At 72.9% G+C, this 16688-nt stretch carries 15 protein-coding genes; 10 read left to right on the forward strand and 5 right to left on the reverse strand.

Going from position 1 to position 16688, the window contains the following annotated elements; genetic code table 11:
- Nucleotides 1-30 precede the first annotated feature (30 nt).
- The 3 genes from ACZ7OO_RS16065 to ACZ7OO_RS16075 all read left to right on the forward strand — a co-directional run bounded on the left by ACZ7OO_RS16065 (nucleotide 31) and on the right by ACZ7OO_RS16075 (nucleotide 2466).
- A complete protein-coding gene (locus tag ACZ7OO_RS16065; protein WP_471505218.1) occupies nucleotides 31-429 on the forward strand; it encodes a hypothetical protein in 399 nt (132 codons plus the stop codon).
- A 748-nt stretch (nucleotides 430-1177) separates the two neighbouring features.
- The gene (locus tag ACZ7OO_RS16070; RefSeq protein ID WP_362721681.1) at nucleotides 1178-1747 is read left to right on the forward strand and encodes a helix-turn-helix domain-containing protein; all 570 of its coding nucleotides are present in this window, start codon (nucleotides 1178-1180) and stop codon (nucleotides 1745-1747) included.
- Complete coding sequence (locus ACZ7OO_RS16075; protein ID WP_471505219.1) at nucleotides 1747-2466, forward strand: helical backbone metal receptor; 720 nt, start codon at nucleotides 1747-1749, stop codon at nucleotides 2464-2466. The genes ACZ7OO_RS16070 and ACZ7OO_RS16075 overlap by 1 nt, the downstream gene beginning before the upstream one ends.
- Here ACZ7OO_RS16075 and ACZ7OO_RS16080 read toward each other — a convergent pair.
- Nucleotides 2378-3496: a TDT family transporter gene (locus ACZ7OO_RS16080; RefSeq protein ID WP_471505221.1), complete on the reverse strand. Its 1119-nt coding sequence runs from the start codon at nucleotides 3494-3496 to the stop codon at nucleotides 2378-2380. The genes ACZ7OO_RS16075 and ACZ7OO_RS16080 overlap by 89 nt on opposite strands.
- A gap of 70 nt (nucleotides 3497-3566) precedes the next feature.
- Here ACZ7OO_RS16080 and ACZ7OO_RS16085 point away from each other — a divergent pair, with 70 nt between their 5' ends.
- Nucleotides 3567-4487 carry a LysR family transcriptional regulator gene (locus ACZ7OO_RS16085; RefSeq protein ID WP_471505222.1) on the forward strand — a complete coding sequence of 307 codons (921 nt, stop codon included), beginning with the start codon at nucleotides 3567-3569 and terminating at the stop codon, nucleotides 4485-4487.
- A gap of 242 nt (nucleotides 4488-4729) precedes the next feature.
- Here the strand turns inward: ACZ7OO_RS16085 and ACZ7OO_RS16090 are convergent, their stop codons facing one another.
- Both ACZ7OO_RS16090 and ACZ7OO_RS16095 read right to left on the reverse strand, forming a co-directional pair.
- The gene (locus tag ACZ7OO_RS16090; RefSeq protein ID WP_471505224.1) at nucleotides 4730-5416 is read right to left on the reverse strand and encodes a gamma-glutamyl-gamma-aminobutyrate hydrolase family protein; all 687 of its coding nucleotides are present in this window, start codon (nucleotides 5414-5416) and stop codon (nucleotides 4730-4732) included.
- A 54-nt stretch (nucleotides 5417-5470) separates the two neighbouring features.
- Entirely contained in the window at nucleotides 5471-6205 is a 735-nt protein-coding gene (locus tag ACZ7OO_RS16095) for a FadR/GntR family transcriptional regulator (RefSeq protein WP_471505225.1), read from the reverse strand.
- Nucleotides 6206-6300: 95 nt separating this feature from the next.
- On the opposite strand from ACZ7OO_RS16095, the gene ACZ7OO_RS16100 reads away from it, so the two are divergent.
- The 4 genes from ACZ7OO_RS16100 to ACZ7OO_RS16115 are packed head-to-tail and all read left to right on the forward strand — an operon-like array spanning nucleotide 6301 to nucleotide 10690.
- Nucleotides 6301-7659 carry a glutamine synthetase family protein gene (locus tag ACZ7OO_RS16100; RefSeq protein ID WP_471505226.1) on the forward strand — a complete coding sequence of 453 codons (1359 nt, stop codon included), beginning with the start codon at nucleotides 6301-6303 and terminating at the stop codon, nucleotides 7657-7659.
- 8 nt (nucleotides 7660-7667) lie between these two features.
- Nucleotides 7668-9047, forward strand: coding sequence for an aldehyde dehydrogenase family protein (locus ACZ7OO_RS16105; protein ID WP_471505227.1), 1380 nt, complete (start codon nucleotides 7668-7670; stop codon nucleotides 9045-9047).
- The gene (locus ACZ7OO_RS16110) at nucleotides 9044-9835 is read left to right on the forward strand and encodes a 3-oxoacyl-ACP reductase (RefSeq protein ID WP_471505229.1); all 792 of its coding nucleotides are present in this window, start codon (nucleotides 9044-9046) and stop codon (nucleotides 9833-9835) included. The genes ACZ7OO_RS16105 and ACZ7OO_RS16110 overlap by 4 nt, the downstream gene beginning before the upstream one ends.
- Before the next feature lie 39 nt (nucleotides 9836-9874).
- Nucleotides 9875-10690: a DUF2510 domain-containing protein gene (locus ACZ7OO_RS16115; RefSeq protein ID WP_471505558.1), complete on the forward strand. Its 816-nt coding sequence runs from the start codon at nucleotides 9875-9877 to the stop codon at nucleotides 10688-10690.
- A 5-nt stretch (nucleotides 10691-10695) separates the two neighbouring features.
- Here the strand turns inward: ACZ7OO_RS16115 and ACZ7OO_RS16120 are convergent, their stop codons facing one another.
- A complete protein-coding gene (locus ACZ7OO_RS16120) occupies nucleotides 10696-11898 on the reverse strand; it encodes an amino acid deaminase/aldolase (protein WP_471505230.1) in 1203 nt (400 codons plus the stop codon).
- A gap of 1572 nt (nucleotides 11899-13470) precedes the next feature.
- Between ACZ7OO_RS16120 and ACZ7OO_RS16125 the strand changes: the two genes are divergently transcribed.
- Nucleotides 13471-14334: a hypothetical protein gene (locus tag ACZ7OO_RS16125; protein WP_471505232.1), complete on the forward strand. Its 864-nt coding sequence runs from the start codon at nucleotides 13471-13473 to the stop codon at nucleotides 14332-14334.
- Nucleotides 14331-15494: a type VII secretion-associated serine protease mycosin gene (gene mycP / locus ACZ7OO_RS16130; RefSeq protein ID WP_471505234.1), complete on the forward strand. Its 1164-nt coding sequence runs from the start codon at nucleotides 14331-14333 to the stop codon at nucleotides 15492-15494. The genes ACZ7OO_RS16125 and mycP overlap by 4 nt, the downstream gene beginning before the upstream one ends.
- 95 nt (nucleotides 15495-15589) lie before the next feature.
- Here the strand turns inward: mycP and ACZ7OO_RS16135 are convergent, their stop codons facing one another.
- The gene (locus ACZ7OO_RS16135; RefSeq protein WP_471505236.1) at nucleotides 15590-16588 is read right to left on the reverse strand and encodes a serine hydrolase; all 999 of its coding nucleotides are present in this window, start codon (nucleotides 16586-16588) and stop codon (nucleotides 15590-15592) included.
- Between the last annotated feature and the right edge of the window lie 100 nt (nucleotides 16589-16688).

A 16688-nucleotide genomic window follows, 5' to 3' on the forward strand; every position in this document is an offset into this window, starting at 1 on the left:
CCGTGCCGAGGTGCGGCTTGTGGAGATCTCGTGACCTGGCCCACTCGTGGGTTTGACCTGCGCCGACCAGGGCGGGTACGGCATCTGTCACTGGCCTGGTGGCTGCGCGGGGTGGCCCCGGGCGTCCTCGCCTTCGCCGGCCTCGGTCGCCACCTCCCGGTTCGAGGCGCTCGCCGGGGACGTGACGCCGGCGGACGGCGCGGTCTTCGGCGCACGGGACGACACCGGCCGCACCATGGACACCGCCGAGATCACCCACCCGAGGTGTACGGCGGCGGCTACCTCGCCGTCCACCACACCACCCTCGCCGACGGCCGCTTCCGTTCGGCCGTCGCAACCTCCACCGACCTGCGCACCTGGACCCGCCGCCACGACTTCGGCCCGGGCACCAGCCAGTCCTCCCTGCACACCGGCGGCAGCGGCGGATGAGTCCTCGCCCACGAAAAGGATCCGGCCAACCACATAGCGCTACGGCACTACCCAAGCCTCACCGCTCTGCTGACCGGAACGGCCGACCGCGCGTTCGACGCGCCCCACACACTGTCCCGCTGTGCCGAGGGCACCCCGGACATCACCGCGGTCCACGGCGACACCGTGGAACTGACCGGCCACTACCGCGCCGACTGCGCCACCGACCGCCAACTCCGCGCCACCTGCGGGACTTCAGCGTCTGGCGGGCCGGTCCGGATCAGCGTCTCGACCTGGCTCTCCTGGCCTGGGGCACCGCCGGGAACATCGGGGACCGCTCACGCGTCGAACTGATGGGGCGCCCCGTCGTCCTGATCGAGGGCCAGCGCCTGCGCAACGACTTCGGCAGCTGTCGACCTACGCCTACGACCCCGCCTCCGGCCGGGCCGACCGGCTGAGCCTGCGCACCCCCGGCCGCAGTCGCGCCTTCGCCAATCCGTCGGCCACGCTGCTCACCGACCCCGACGGCCGCCCGGCCCTCCTGGTCAGCGTCTTCATCCCGAAGGAGGAGTCCGCACCCGGCGAGTCCGGCGAGCTCGTCTACTGGCGCGAACTGTGAGGGTCGCCCTCACCCGACGTGACGGGGATGTGACGCCCGCCTGAAACGGTTTGCCGAACATGCGTAGGGTGCAGAGAACCCAACGAAGGGGTCCGGCCCGAGCGGGGCACCCGGAAGACGGAACGACGAGCGAAGGAGGGAGCCGGAGCGATGGGCGACCACAAAGACCAGCAGCCCGTGCGGGTGGGCGCGGCAGTCCGGCGGCGCCGCCGCGCGCTGGAGCTCACCCTCGCCGTCGTGGCCGAGCGCAGCGGCCTTTCGGTGCCCTTCCTGAGCCAGATCGAGAACGACAGAGCCCGGCCCAGCCGCACCTCCCTGGAGAAGGTCGCCGACGCCCTGCGCACCACGGCCGTCGAACTCCTCGCCGCCGCCGACCCGGCGTGCAGCGTGGACGTCGTACGCGCCGACGCCACCGAACCGGACTTCGCACCCAGGGTGCGCTCCCTGGTGCGCGGCCACCACCAGCTGCACGCCTCCGAGTTCACCGGCGACCACGACGCCGGCCGCGAATTCCAGCATCGCAACGACGAGTTGATGTACGTCGCCGACGGCGCGGTGGAGATCGAGGCCGAGGGCCGCGCCTACCGCCTCGGCCGCGGCGACACCCTCTATCTGACCGGCGGAGTCCGCCACCGCTGGCGGGCGACGGTCCCGGACACCCGGGTGATCGTGGTGGCGGTGGCGGAACACATCGAGGCGGTCCAGGACCGCCCCCGCTGATGAGGGTGGTCTCCCTGGTCCCGTCGCTCACCGAGACGGTGGCCGTGTCCGCGCCGGACGTCCTCGTCGGCGCCACCGACTGGTGCACCCATCCGGCCGACCTCGACGTCACCCGTGTCGGCGGCACCAAGAACCCCAAGCTCGACCGGATCCTTGCCCTCGCCCCCGACCTGGTGATCGCCAACGAGGAGGAGAACCGCGCCTCCGACCTCGACGCACTGCGCGCGGCCGGGGTGGAGGTGCTGGTCACAGAGGTACGGGAGGTACCCCAGGCGTTCCGGGAGCTGGCCCGCGTGCTGACCGCGTGCGGGGTGAGCGGCCGTCCCCGCTGGCTGGACGAGGCGGAGGCGGCCTGGTCCGCGCCGGTGCCCGCTGGACCCCGTGCGACGGCGGTCGTACCGATCTGGCGGCGGCCGTGGATGGTCCTGGGCAGGGACACCTTCGCCGGGGATGTCCTGGAGCGGCTCGGCCTCGAGAATCTCTACGCCGCTCACCCCGAGCGGTATCCCCGTATCGCGGTCGAGGAACTGATCGAGGCGCGGCCCGGCCTGGTCGTCCTCCCGGACGAGCCCTACCGCTTCACCGCCGACGACGGTCCGGAGGCCTTCCCCGGCCTGCCGTGCGCCCTGGTCAGCGGGCGGCACCTGACATGGTACGGGCCGTCACTGGCCGAGGCGCCACGGGTGCTGGACGAGGCCCTGCGAGCAGTTCGCCGCTGAGCAGCCCGCGTACGGTGCCGGAGGCAGCCGCGAGCCAGCCGGCGACGAGCACGGCGTACAGACCCACCGCCAGCCAGTCGTACACGGCGAGACCGGTGTGCCGCCCCAGCGCGGCGGCGCCCGTGACACACGTCCCCACCGGGAAGGTGAAGGCCCACCAGGACATGGCGAACCCCATGCCGTGCCGCCGCGCCCGCACCACATGCGCGACCGCCAGCGCCAGCCACAGCATCGCGAATCCCATGACCGGAACGCCGTAGAGCACCGCGAGGAGGCCGAAACCGGTGGCGTACTGGGGCGGTACGACCCCGGGGGCGAGGTCCGCGAAGGCGCCGACCGCCGTCGTGGACTGCCCGAGCGGGCCCAGCACCAGGAAGATCGTCGGGATGAGCACGAGGGGCAGCGGACCACTGGTGACCAGCCGGGCGAAGACGAGCGTGAGCATCAGCAGGGTGGCCAGCAGGCTCACCCCGAAGAGCGCGAAGCAGCCGTAGAGCAGGGTCTCGCGCGGCTGCCCGGCTGGCAGATGCGGGACCAGCAGCGGGCCGAGCGCGGCCGACACCATGGGTGCGACCAGCGGCAGCAGCCACACCGGGGTGGCCTGACCGGGCTCGACCCGGTGCCGTACGGCCAGCAGGTACGGCACGGCGACGGCGGCCGCGAGCCCCACGGCCGTCCCGGCGACGAACAGCACGGAGTCGAGGTCGACGGCCGCGGTTTCGCCGATCCAGTCCCGCCCGAGCGTGAGGGCACCGCCGCCGACCGCGAGCAGGGCCATGGAGAGGCAGCCGTAGAAGGGGGCCATGGCCGGATCGCGGAGGTGGGCGCGGGCCTGGTCGGGATGGTAGGTCCAGTGCAGGGCGCGGGCGGCCAGCAGGACCACGAGTTGCAGCAGGGACAGTGCCCAGACGCCGACGAAGAGCTCACGCAAGCCGTCGTCGCCGAGCGCGGCGCCGCCGAGGGCGAGGGCTGCGGTGCCCATGACGGAGGCGTACCAGTTGGGGCCGAGATGCCTGAGTGCGGTGACCATGAGCCCACCGTGCTCCCGACGCGGGGCCGCGACCAGGGAGTCCGGTCCTATGGGGGCATAAGCTGGTCTTATGGGCGAGACGGAGGGTCGGACGGCAGGCGGCACGCTGGCGCATCGCGTGCCGGATCTCGGTGCGCTGGAGCTGCTCCTGGCGGTGGCGCGGCTGGGCAGCCTCGGGGCGGCGGCCCGGGAGATCGGCATCACCCAGCCGGCGGCCAGCAGCCGGATCCGCTCGATGGAACGGCAGTTGGGCGTGGCTCTCGTCGACCGCTCACCACGTGGCTCGCGGCTCACCGACGCGGGCGCGCTGGTGACCGACTGGGCGCGACGGGTGGTGGAGGCGGCGGAGGCGTTCGACGCGGGCGCGCAGGCGCTGCGGGACCGACGGGACTCGCGCCTGCGGGTCGCGGCGAGCATGACCATCGCCGAGTACCTCCTCCCCGGCTGGCTGCTCGCACTGCGCGCCCAGCGCCCCGACACGGCGGTCTCCCTGCTCGCCGGCAACTCGGCGGCGGTGGCGGAACGGCTGCTCGCGGACGAGGCGGACCTGGGCTTCGTGGAGGGGCTGACGGTTCCGCAGGGCCTGGACTCGGCGGTGATAGCCCACGACCGCCTGATCGTGGTGACGGCCCCCGCGCACCCCTGGGCCCGTCGCCGACGCCCGCTGGCGGCCGAGGAACTGGCGGCGACCCCCCTGATCCTCCGCGAACGCGGCTCCGGCACCCGCCAGGTCCTGGACGCGGCACTGGGCGGCCTGGCTCGCCCACTGATCGAACTGTCGTCCACTACAGCCGTGAAGGCGTCGGCGGTCAGCGGCGCGGGCCCGGCGGTGCTGAGCGAACTGGTGGTGGGGGAGGAGCTGGCGATGAGACGGCTGGTCAGCATCCCGGTGGAGGGGATCGCGCTGCGCCGTGACCTGCGCGCGGTCTGGCCGACGGGCCACCGCCCGACCGGCCCGGCGCGCGAACTGCTTTCCCTGACCCGCGGCTGACGCCGGAGACCCTCGCCCACCCACCGGTCGGCCGGCCCGTCCGGTGTTCGAGGACGAGGCCGTTCAGGCCGAAGTGGGGGCCTGGGGGCGGCAGCCCCCGGAAGCGGGGGCGGAAGGGGGCGCAGCCCCCTGGTGAGGGGACAGGTAGGGGCGGAGGGGGCGGAACCCATGGCCGCGACCGCCCCAGCGCGCGCACCGACGCCGCCCCGGCGCCGCTCAGGTCGACGCCGCCCCGGCGCCGCTCAGGTCGCGGCTGTGATCAGTGCGCGCATCACCCGCAGGTCCTCGCCCATCTCCGGGTGCCACTGCACGCCGAGGACCCAGCCGCGGTCGGCGGGGAGTTCGATCGCCTCGACCGTGCCGTCGGGCGCGTACGCCGAGGCGACCAGGCCGTTGCCGAGGCGGTCCACCGCCTGGTGGTGGAAGGTGGGGACGGCGGTCTCCTCCGGGACCGTGTCGGCGTACCGGGTCCCGGGAACCGGCTTCACCTCGTGGCGGCCGAAGACACCGGGCACCTCCGCGTGCCCGTCGATGTGCTGGACGAGGGTGCCGCCGAGGGCGACGTTCAGCAGCTGCATGCCCCGGCAGATCCCCAGCAGCGGTGTGCCCGCCGTCAGCGCCGCGTCGATCAGGGCCAGCTCCCAGGCGTCCCGGGCACGCGCGGGGCGGCCGGTGCGGGGGTCGGGTTCGGCGCCGTAGCGGACCGGCTCCACGTCCGGGCCGCCCGCGATCACCAGGCCGTCCAGGCGGGCCACCGTAGCCGCCGCGTGCCCGGGGTCGTCCGGCGGCAGCAGCGCGGCCAGGCCGCCCGCCCGCTGGACCAGACGTGGGTAGCCGGCCGGCAGCAGGGCCGCCTCCAGCTCCCAGACGCCCCAGCGCGCCCCGGCCTCCAGGTATGTGCTCACGCCGATCAGTGGCCGTCCGGCCATGGGCCCCTCCCTCAAAGGTGTGCGTCCACACCTTTATGGCACGACGACCGGCCGCTACGCCAGAAAGCCCCGGAGCAGAGCGGCCGTCCCCGCGCAGTGTTCCCGCATCATCTCCCGGGCGCCGTCCGCGTCCCCGTCCAGGACCGCCTCCACCAGGGCGATGTGCTGGCGCTGCGAGTGCTCCAGGTTGCGGACCAGGAGCGGGATGCAGTCGAGGAGGTCGTTGACCGTGGCCCGTACTCCCGCGTACTGGGCGGTGAGAGAGGGGGAGCCGCACAACTCGGCGATCGTCAGATGCAGCAGGGTGTCGAGACGACGGTAGTCCGCCAGCGGCGCCTCATGGGTGCGGGCCAGGGCCTCCCGGAGGCGGCCTGTCTGGTCGTCGGTCAGCCCGTGCGCCGCGCACAGCCCGGCCGCGCCCACCTCGAGCACCTCACGGAAGCGCAGCACGTCCTCGATGTCGACCTCGGCGATCCGGCGCCGCAGCTCGTCCTCGCCGCCCGCGTCGGTGCGCGGCAGCACGAACGTCCCGCCGTACCGGCCGCGCCGGGACTCCACCAGACCCTGGTCCTGGAGCACCTTCAGCACCTCGCGCAGCGTCACCCGGCTGATCCCCAGCCGTTCCGCCAGTTCCCGCTCGGCGGGCAGCCGCTCGCCGCCCGGAACCAGGCCCAGCCGGACGACCTGGAGGATCTGCTCCAGCGCCTCCTCGAAGCCGTTGCCCGCCCGTACCGGTCGCAGCACCGGCGTCAACGGGTCGTCGAGGGCGCCGTCCGCATCCAGCGACATATGGCCGTACCCCCTTCCCAAGCAATGGTCCTCACCAATACCTTAGAGCTCCCGGCCCGGCCGCAACAGCGCGATGAAGCCCAAGGAGTCCTCCCGTGGCAGACCGCACACCCCCGCTCAGCGTCGAGGAACTGCACACCCTTGTCGCGAGCGGTGAGATCGACACTGTCGTCCTGGCCTTCCCCGACATGCAAGGGCGACTGCAGGGAAAGCGGTTCGCCGCCCGTTTCTTCCTCGACGAGGTCCTGCGCCACGGCACCGAGGGCTGCAACTACCTCCTCGCCGTCGACACCGAGATGAACACGGTCGAGGGCTATGACATGTCCTCCTGGGACCGCGGTTACGGCGACTTCGCCATGCATCCCGACCTCGCCACCCTCCGCCGTGTGCCCTGGAACGCGGGTACCGCGATGCTCATCGCCGACCTCGCCTGGAACGACGGTTCCCCGGTCGTCGCCGCGCCCCGGCAGATCCTCCGCCGCCAGTTGGAGCGCCTCGCCGAACTCGGCTACACCGCACAGGTCGGTACGGAGCTGGAGTTCATCGTGTTCAAGGACACCTACGAGGCGGCCTGGGATGCCAACTACCGCGGGCTGACCCCGGCCAACCAGTACAACATCGACTACTCGGTGCTGGGGACCGGGCGGATCGAGCCACTGCTGCGCCGGATCCGGAACGAGATGGCGGCCGCGGGCCTGACGGTCGAGTCCGCCAAGGGCGAGTGCAACCCCGGCCAGCACGAGATCGCCTTCCGCTACGACGAGGCCCTGGTCACCTGCGACCAGCACGCCGTCTACAAGACCGGCGCCAAGGAGATCGCCGCCCAGGAGGGCGTCTCCCTCACCTTCATGGCCAAGTACAACGAGCGGGAGGGCAACTCCTGCCATATCCACCTGTCGTTGACGGACGCGGACGGCGCCAACGTCTTCGCCTCCGAGGACGGCATGTCCGAGGTCATGCGGCACTTCCTCGCCGGACAGCTCGCCGCGCTCCGCGACTTCTCGCTCCTCTACGCGCCCAACATCAACAGCTACAAGCGGTTCCAGCCGGGCTCCTTCGCCCCGACCGCGGTCGCCTGGGGCCACGACAACCGCACCTGTTCACTCCGGGTCGTCGGCCACGGCCGCTCGCTGCGCTTCGAGAACCGGCTGCCCGGTGGTGACGTCAACCCGCACCTCGCCGTCGCCGGCCTGGTCGCGGCCGGGCTGTACGGCGTCGAGCAGAAGCTCGAACTCCCCGAGTCCTGCCCCGGCAACGCCTACACCGCCGACTTCGCGCATGTCCCGACCACGCTCCGGGAGGCCGCCGAGCTCTGGGAGAACAGCCCCATCGCCAAGGCCGCCTTCGGTGACGAGGTCGTCGCGCACTACCGCAACATGGCCCGCGTCGAACTGGCGGCCTTCGACGCCGCGGTGACCGACTGGGAGCTGCGCCGCTCCTTCGAACGCATGTGAGGCATCCCTTGTCGCACCAGTACGAACTCGACGTCCTCAACCCGGCCACGGAGGAGGTGATCGCGACCGTCCCGGGGGCCGTGGAACAGGACGTGGACACCGCCGTACGACGGGCCGCCCAGGCTCAGCAGCGGTGGGCCGCGCTCGCACCCACCGACCGGGCCCGGCTGCTGCGCCGCTTCGCCGTCGTCGTCGACGAACACCGCGAGGAACTCGCCCGGCTGGAGGTCCGCGAGGCCGGGCACACCGTCGGCAACGCCCGCTGGGAGGCGGGCAACGTCCGGGACCTGCTCGACTACGCGGCCGGCGGAGTGGAACGCCTGACCGGACGCCAGATCCCGGTCCCCGGCGGCCTCGACATCACCCTCCTCGAACCCCTCGGGGTCGTCGGTGTCATCGCTCCCTGGAACTTCCCCATGCCCATCGCGGCCTGGGGCACCGCCCCAGCCCTCGCGGCCGGCAACGCGGTGATCCTGAAGCCCGCCGAGACCACCCCCCTCACTGCACTCCGCCTCGCCGAACTCGCCCTGGAGGCGGGCCTTCCCGAGCACCTCTTCCAGGTGCTGCCCGGTCGCGGCGACATCGCGGGCGAGGCCCTGGTCCGCCACCCCGGCGTCGCCAAGATCGTGTTCACCGGCTCCACCGGCGTCGGCAAGCGCATCATGGCGCTCTGTGCCGACCAGGTGAAGCGCGTGACCCTGGAACTCGGTGGCAAGAGCCCCAACATCGTCTTCGCCGACGCCGACATCGAGGCCGCCGCGGCCGCCGCCCCCATGTCCTTCCTGGACAACTCCGGGCAGGACTGCTGCGCCCGCACCCGCATCCTCGTCCAACGGCCCGTCCACGACCGCTTCCTGGAACTCCTCGCCCCCGCGATCGAGTCCGTCACCGTCGGCGACCCGGCCGACGAGAGGACCGACATGGGCCCACTGATCTCCAAGGCCCAGCTGGAACGCGTCCGTTCGTACGTCGACACCGACGCGCCCGGCATCCGCGGCAAGGCCCCCGAGGGCCCCGGCTTCTGGTTCCCGCCGACCGTCCTCACCGGCGTCGACCCGCACGCGCGCGTGGCCGTCGAGGAGGTCTTCGGCCCGGTCGCCGCGGTCATCCCCTTCGACGACGAGGCCGACGCGATCCGCATCGCCAACGACACCGACTACGGCCTCTCCGGCTCCCTCTGGACCCGTGACGTCGGCCGCGCCCTGCGCGTCTCGCAAGCCGTCAGGGCCGGCAACCTGTCCGTCAACTCCCACTCCAGCGTCCGCTACTGGACTCCCTTCGGCGGCTTCAAGCAGTCGGGGATCGGCCGCGAACTCGGCCCGGACGCGCTCACCGCCTTCACCGAGACCAAGAACGTCTTCATCAGCACGGAGGGCCCCGCACAGTGACCGCATCCACCGAAGAGACCGTCTGCCGCCGACTCGTCGGCCGTACCGCCGTCATCACCGGAGCCGGCAGCGGCATCGGGCTCGCCACCGCGCGGCGGCTGGCCTCCGAGGGCGCGCACGTCGTCTGCGGCGATGTCGACGACACCCGTGGCAAGGCCGCCGCCGAGGAGGTCGGCGGACTCTTCGTGAAGGTCGACGTCACCGACCCGGAACAGGTCGAGGCGCTCTTCAGGACCGCCTACGACACCTACGGCAGCGTCGACATCGCCTTCAACAACGCCGGCATCTCGCCGCCCGACGACGACTCAATCCTGGAGACCGGCCTGGAGGCCTGGAAGCGCGTCCAGGAGGTCAACCTGACCTCCGTCTACCTGTGCTGCAAGGCCGCCATCCCCTACATGCGGCGCCAGGGCAAGGGCTCCATCATCAACACCGCGTCCTTCGTGGCCCGGATGGGCGCGGCGACCTCGCAGATCTCCTACACCGCGTCCAAGGGTGGAGTTCTGGCCATGTCCCGGGAACTGGGCGTCCAGTTCGCCCGGGAGGGCATCCGGGTGAACGCACTGTGCCCGGGGCCGGTCAACACCCCCCTCCTCCAGGAGCTGTTCGCCAAGGACCCCGAGCGGGCCGCCCGCCGCCTGGTCCACATCCCGCTGGGCCGGTTCGCAGAGGCCGAGGAGATCGCCGCCGCCGTCGCCTTCCTGGCCAGCGACGACTCCTCCTTCGTCAACGCCAGCGACTTCCTGGTGGACGGCGGGATCTCCGGGGCTTATGTCACACCCCTGTAGGAGCCGTCTCGACTCCCGCCCTACAGTGCGGGAGTGAGCATGACGCCGCCCGGCTGGTACTCCGACCCACAGGCCCCGCACCTGGAGCGCTGGTGGGACGGCAGGACCTGGACCGAGCACCGGCGCACCCCGGCAGGCCTCCCCGCGCCGCCGACCCCGGCGGCCGGGGCGTCCGGACGCGCCAAGGCGATCGCGCTGATATCCGCCGGTGCCGTGCTGGCGACGGCGATCGTCGGCGGCGCGAGCGTGCTTCGCACGGACGAGGTGCGCGACGGCATGGACACCACGCTCAACACCGCCCCCACCGGCCCACCGCCCCCGTCGCTCGTCGTCGACCAGCTCAACGGCATCACCCTGCCGGTCCCCACCGGCTGGACCAGCTCCTCGGACCTCGCCCAGAACGACATCGTGATGACCACCGACGGCACCTACCACTGCCCGGCCGAGACCGGCCGGTGCCGCCACGGCGAGGTCATCAGCCGTACGGCCTCCGATGCCGACGGCGCCTCCGCGCGCACCGTCGCCGAACGGGACGTACCGGACGCGGCCGAGACGGCGTACGGGCACGATCCCGGCGGGCGGCGGCCCTTCGGCGGCATCCGGTCCCACCAGGTCGTCAAGTCAGGGCGGGTCGCGGTCGCCGGCCGTGACGGCTACCTGGTGCGCTGGCGGGTGAGGACGGCCCAGGGACCCGGCGGCTATGTCCAGTCCCTCGCCTTCCCCTCCCACTCCGGCATCCCGGCCCCGGCCGTCGTCCGGTTCGTCTTCGACGCCGGCCCGGACGGACCGCCGCTGTCCGACATGGACGCGATCACCAGCGGCATCCGAGCCGTGGGCCGGAAGCCGACGGGTTGAACGGGTCAGAGGAAGGTGTGACCTTCACCCCGGTACGTCGGTACGGTCGCCGTCACCCGGTCGCCCTCGACCAGATGCAGCTCGGCGAACCGCTCGCACAGCTCGCCCGCCTTGGCGTGCCGGAACCACACCTTGTCGCCGATCAGCAGATCGTCCGCCGCGGAGCCCAGCAGCGGGGTCTGCACCTCGCCGGGGCCCTCCTGCGGGTCGTACGACAGCCCCTGCGGGAGGTACGGCACCGGCAGCCGGTCGGGGCCCGCGGCACCCGAGGCCGGATAGCCGCCGCCGAGGACGGTGACGACCCCGACACCGGGCCGCCGTACCACCGGCATGGCGAACAGGGCGGCCGGACGGCCGGTGAACGACGTGTAGTTGTCGAAGAGCCGGGGCACGTACAGGCCTGACCCGGCCGCGATCTCGGTGACCGCGTCCTCCGCCGCCGTGGTCTGCACACTGCCCGTGCCGCCGCCGTTGACGAACTCCAGGTCCGGCGCCACCGCCCGTACCGCCCGCACCACGGCGGCGCGCCGCTCGGCCAGCTCACGGCGGGCGGTGGCCTGCATCAGCCGGACCGCGCGGGAGCGCAGCGGCCGGCCGGCGACATCGTCGCCGACCCCGGCGATGTGCCCCTCGTACCCCATGATTCCGACCAGCTTGAAGCCCGGCCGCCGGGCCACGGTCCGCGCCAGGTCGGCGAGCTGGGCGGGGGAGTACAGCGGTGAACGGCGGGCCCCGACCCGCAGCCGACCCCCGAGCAGCTTCAGCGAGGTGTCCAACTCCAGGCAGACCCGCACCACTTCGCTCCCGCCGTCACGCGCGGCGTCGATCAGATCGAGGTGTGCCGGGTCGTCGATCATCACCGTCACGGCGGCGGCGAGCTTGGGATCGGCGGCCAGTTCGGCGAACCGGGTCCGGTCGGCGGACGGATAGGCCAGCAGGATGTCCTCGAACCCCGAGCGCGCGAGCCACAGCGACTCCGCGAGCGTGAAGGACATGATCCCGGCGAAACCGTCCTTCGCGAGGACCCGTTCCAGCAGGTGCCGGCAGCGCACGGACTTGCTCGCGACCCGTACCGGCTTGCCGCCGGCCCGGCGCACGAGATCGTCCGCGTTGGCGTCGAAGGCTTCCAGATCGACGATCGCGAGAGGGGCGTCCAGATGGGCGGTGGCCCGGTCATAACGGGCCCGGTCGGCGGCGCGCGCAGTCATGAACGAAGCCTGCCAGACAGGATTACCGCAGGGTAGGGGGACGATACGGGCAGATGCCCCGGGGGCGCGGACTGGTTCCCGTTCGCCCTCGTACAACCCGTAGAGTGACGCGCACGTACGGCGGAACGACCCCGGGCGCCTGACCCGTGCCGGGATGCGGATCCGCACGTGCGGGTATGCGTGCCCGGGGGCGGACGTCTCCGCGCCGGGGAGCACGCCGGCCGGTACGCGGAGTTGGCCCGGGCAGGAGGAAACGGGGGGCGCATGAGCACGGAAGCGCGGCACGCCCCGATCCCGCGACGGCCTTCGCCCGACCCCGCGCCGGACGCCGACGGGGCGGGCGGCGGGAGTGAGACGCCGGGTGCGGCCGCGGCCGATGCGTCCGGGCGGACCGACGGGCCGGGATTCTTCGACCGGCCGAGCCGAGTGAACTGGTCGCAGCGGTCCGACGTATCCACTGGTAGGGCCGACACCACCGGGCAGGACCAGCTGCCGGGACGGCCCGGCGTGCAGCAGAGTCGTGATGACCGGACGAGTCGGGGCGGTGCGGTGGCGCAGGGCGAACAGGGTCCGGGGGACCGGGCGGTCGACCGCCAGACGTCCGCCGAACGCATCACGCGTCCCCGCTACCCCGACCTCCGCCCCCCGCAGAGCGAGCCCACCGCGTCACCGCCCCGACCGCCGGCCCCGGCCCGCTTCCCGGACACCCCGCCTGACACCTCCGGTCCGGAGCCGGGCCGGACGGTACCGTCCGCGTTGCCGGGGCAGGAGGCCCGCCGGATCGAGCCGTTGGCGTCTTCTGGGCGGGAGGCAGGCCGTGCCACGCCGTCTGCCGCCTCGGGTCTGGAGCCGGGTCGGCCGATGCCGCCCGTGTCCCCCGGGCAGGAGGGTCGCCGGACGGTGCCGCCCGTGTCCCCCGGGCAGGAGGGTCGCCGGATTGAGCCGTTCGCGTCTCCTGGGCGGGAGGTCGGCCGCGCCGCGGCGCCCGTGTCTCCCGGACAGGCGGACCGTCGGACCGAGCCGTTCGCGTCGCCCGGACGGGAGACCGGCCGCGTCACGCCGTCCCGGACGCCGTACGGTCCTGGCCTGTCGTCCCGGCGCCCGGAGTCCGCTTCGGAGTCGACCGCCTCGCTTCGCCCCGACGGTGCTGCGGAGGAGCCCGAGCCGTCGTCGGACGGGCTGCGCGGTGCCGCCGGACCGGCGTCCTCGTCCTCGGCCGGTACGGCCGACGGCTCCGCCGGTGTGACCGGGCCCAGACGGCCCGAGCGGTCGCGCAGTGACTTCCCGGCCTCTCTCGGCGCGCCGGAGCCGGGCACCGCCTGGAGCCCGCACATGCGGACGTTCCCGGTACCGACGGCCCCGCCGCGCCCCATGACACCGCCGAAGGCGCCCCCGCCGCCCCGCCCGGCGAAGCCCCCCAAGCCCACCCTCCCGCCCCGCCCGACGGACGCCCCGGCGCCGGCCTCCGTCGCCCCGCCCCGCCCCGCGACTCCCCCGGCTACCGGTGTTGCGCCGCCTCCCCGTGACACCGCCTCGTCGTCGCACGGCCCCGGTCTGTTGCCGGACCCCGCGATGTCCTGGACCGCCTCCACGGGAACTCCCGGCAGGGACCGGCCGGTTGTGACCTTCGGCGAGCCCGAGGGGTACGACGAGCGAGGGTGGGGGCGGTCGTTGGTCGGTCGCGTGGCGCCCCGTACCGCCGCTGCCGCCGCCTGCATGGTGCTCGGGCTCGGACTGATCGGCGGCGCGGTGACCGGAAGCTGGATCATCGACGACGGCGGTGACGTGGCAGCGGCGAGCAGCTTCAGTTCCGCCGCCGGCCTGTGGCACAACGTGCCTGTCGACGAACTGTTCCCGCCCACTGTTCAGGGCACCGGCGCCGGCCCCGGCGGAGCCGACCGCACCTGGACACGGATCGCCGTCGCCCCCGCCACCGGCTGCGCCGACGCCTTCGACCCGCTGTTGCGCAAGGTCCTCGCCCCCGTCGGCTGCCAGCGACTGATCCGGGCCACCTACACCGACGCCACCCAGAGCTATGTGACGACCGTGGGGCTGCTGTTCACCAAGGCCGACCCGGCCGGGATGACAGCCCTCGCCAAGCGGTTCGAGGACGAGCACCTGGACCGCCGTACCGACCTGATGCCCCTTCCGTACGCCGCGAAGGGCACCGCCGCCGAGCGGTTCGGCCGGCACCAGCGGGCCTCCTGGACGATCTCCGTGCTCACCGACGCCCCGGTCGTCGCCTACGCCGTCTCCGGCTGGGCCGACGGCCGTACCGTCGACACCCCGCAGTCCGCCGCCGACGCGGAGGCGTCCGGTGCCACCACCGCCGCGGCCCAGGGCGGCCTCGGCAACGAGGCCCAGGGCCTGGCCGACCGCATCGAACGGCGACTGCGGCAGAACACCGCAGGCTCGGCAACGGAGAAGCCCTCATGAAGCGCCGCGCAACCGGGGCCGCGGTGAGCCTGCTGCTCGCCGGCTCGCTCGCCCTCCTGCCGTCCACGACCGCCTACGCCGACAGCATCCGCAGCCAGCAGTGGGGTCTGTCCGCCCTGCACCTCGACGAGGCCTGGCAGACCACCAAGGGCAAGGGCGTCACCGTCGCCGTCCTGGACACCGGTGTCGAGGCCGACCACCCCGACCTCGTCGGCAACGTCCTGACCGCCAAGGACATGATCGGCTTCGGCGCCCGGCCCGGCGAACGCACCTGGGCCCGGCACGGCACCGCCATGGCCGGCATCATCGCCGGTCACGGCCACGGGGTCGGCAACGGCGACGGTGTGATGGGGGTCGCCCCGGAAGCCAGGATCCTGCCCGTCCGGGTCATCCTCGAAGACGGCGACAGCGCCCGCGGCAAGGCCCGCTCCACCCGGGGCAACGCCCTCGCCGAGGGCATCCGCTGGGCCGCCGACCACGGCGCCGACGTCATCAACCTCTCCCTCGGCGACGACTCCGACTCCGCACACCCCGAGCCCAGCGAGGACGAGGCCATCCAGTACGCCCTGAAGAAGGACGTTGTGGTCGTCGCCTCCGCCGGCAACGGCGGCGACAAGGGCGACCACATCTCCTACCCGGCCGCCTACCCCGGCGTCATCGCCGCCACCGCGGTGGACAAGTTCGGCACCCGCGCAGCCTTCTCCACCCGCCGCTGGTACGCCACGATCAGCGCACCCGGCGACGACATCGTCATCGCCGACCCGGACCACAAGTACTACGAGGGGTGGGGCACAAGCGCCGCCTCGGCCTTCGTCTCAGGCGCCGTGGCCCTGATCAAGGCCGCCCACCCGGGCCTCACCCCGGCCCAGGTCAAAAAGCTCCTGGAGGACACGGCCCGCGACGCCCCGGCCGGCGGCCGCGACGACTCCCGGGGCTTCGGCATGATCGACCCAACCGCGGCGATCAAGGCCGCGGCCAAGCTGAAGACACAGAGCCTCACGTCGGCGTCGTACGGCAAGAAGTACTTCGGCCCGGGCCCGGACACGGAGAAGCAGACAACGAGCGCGACGGACTGGGCGGCCCCGCTGGCGGGCGGCGCGGGCGGCGTGCTGTTGGTGGCGGCAGGAGTCCTGTGGCGAAACCGCCGCAGACCGATCTGAAGAAGCGCGGGGCTGTATCGGTGTGCGGCTCCGCCGCGTGGGCGCGACCAGGTCCCACCGGCGCGCACCCGCCCACGAACCGTTGAACCCTCCCCCTACTGCGAAGCAGAAGCAGCCGCACTCTCAGAAGAAGACTCCGTGAACGAGCCCACCGCCGCCTTCGCAGCCGCCTCCACCAGCGAAATCCCCTTCGCCTGGCTCACCGTGCCGTTGGACAGCACCGCGACCAGATAGTCGGTCCCGCCCGCTGTCACCCGCCCGATGCTGTTGACGTCCCACAGTTCGGTCGTACTCCGCGCCAGCCACCCGTTCTTCAGCGCGAACTCCGGACCGTCGGCGGCGGCCGAGACCCCCCACCGCTGGTCCGACTCGACCGTCTTCATCAGCCCCTGGATGTAGGCCTGCGAGGCCTCGCTCAGCTTCGAGCCGTCCCCGAACACCTGCTGGAGCAGGGTGAGCTGGTCGGCCGCCGTGGTCTGGGTCAGCCCCCACAGCGCCCCGTCACCGCCCTCCGTCTCCGTCAGCCCGAAGCGCTTGTTCGCCGCGTCCAGGCCCGCCGCCTTGCCGATGATCTCCCACAGCTCCGACGCGGAGGTGTTGTCGCTGTTCTCGATCATCTTCACGGCGTACGCCTTCTCCGTCGCCGTCAGATGCCGGCCCGCGTCCTGCGCCTGGAGCAGCAGCGTCGCCAGGATGTCGACCTTGACGATGCTCGCCGTGTCGAACGCCGAGTCGCCGTAGGTCGCGCTGTCGCCGGAGTCCAGGTCGAGGACGGCCGCCGACACCTTCGCCCCGGACGGCACGGTCACCGTCTCCATCACCGTGCTCAGCAGCGCGTCCCGGTCCACGGCCGGCTCCGTCACGGGCTCCACCGATGCCTCCCCGCTCGCCGAGGCCGAGGAGGAGGGCGTCGGCGACGCAGCCGAGGATACGGCGCCGCCGTCGCGTGCGTGTGCCTTCACATACACGGTCCCCGCCGCGGTGGCGCCGACGACGGCGACCGTTGCGAGGGAGATGTACAGCAGGGCCCGGCGCCGGGGCCGGGCACGGCGGCGGCCCCGCCGGGATCCTGAGGTGGCTCTGGGGGACTCCATGCCCGCGATGCTTGGGGCGGGGACTGTGCGATCCGTTTGTCGGAAGTTAGAAGGAGGTCAGGGATATCTGAGAATCCCGTGAAAGCCGTGTCGATCCGGT

This window comes from Streptomyces sp. NPDC111744 (assembly GCF_055634995.1).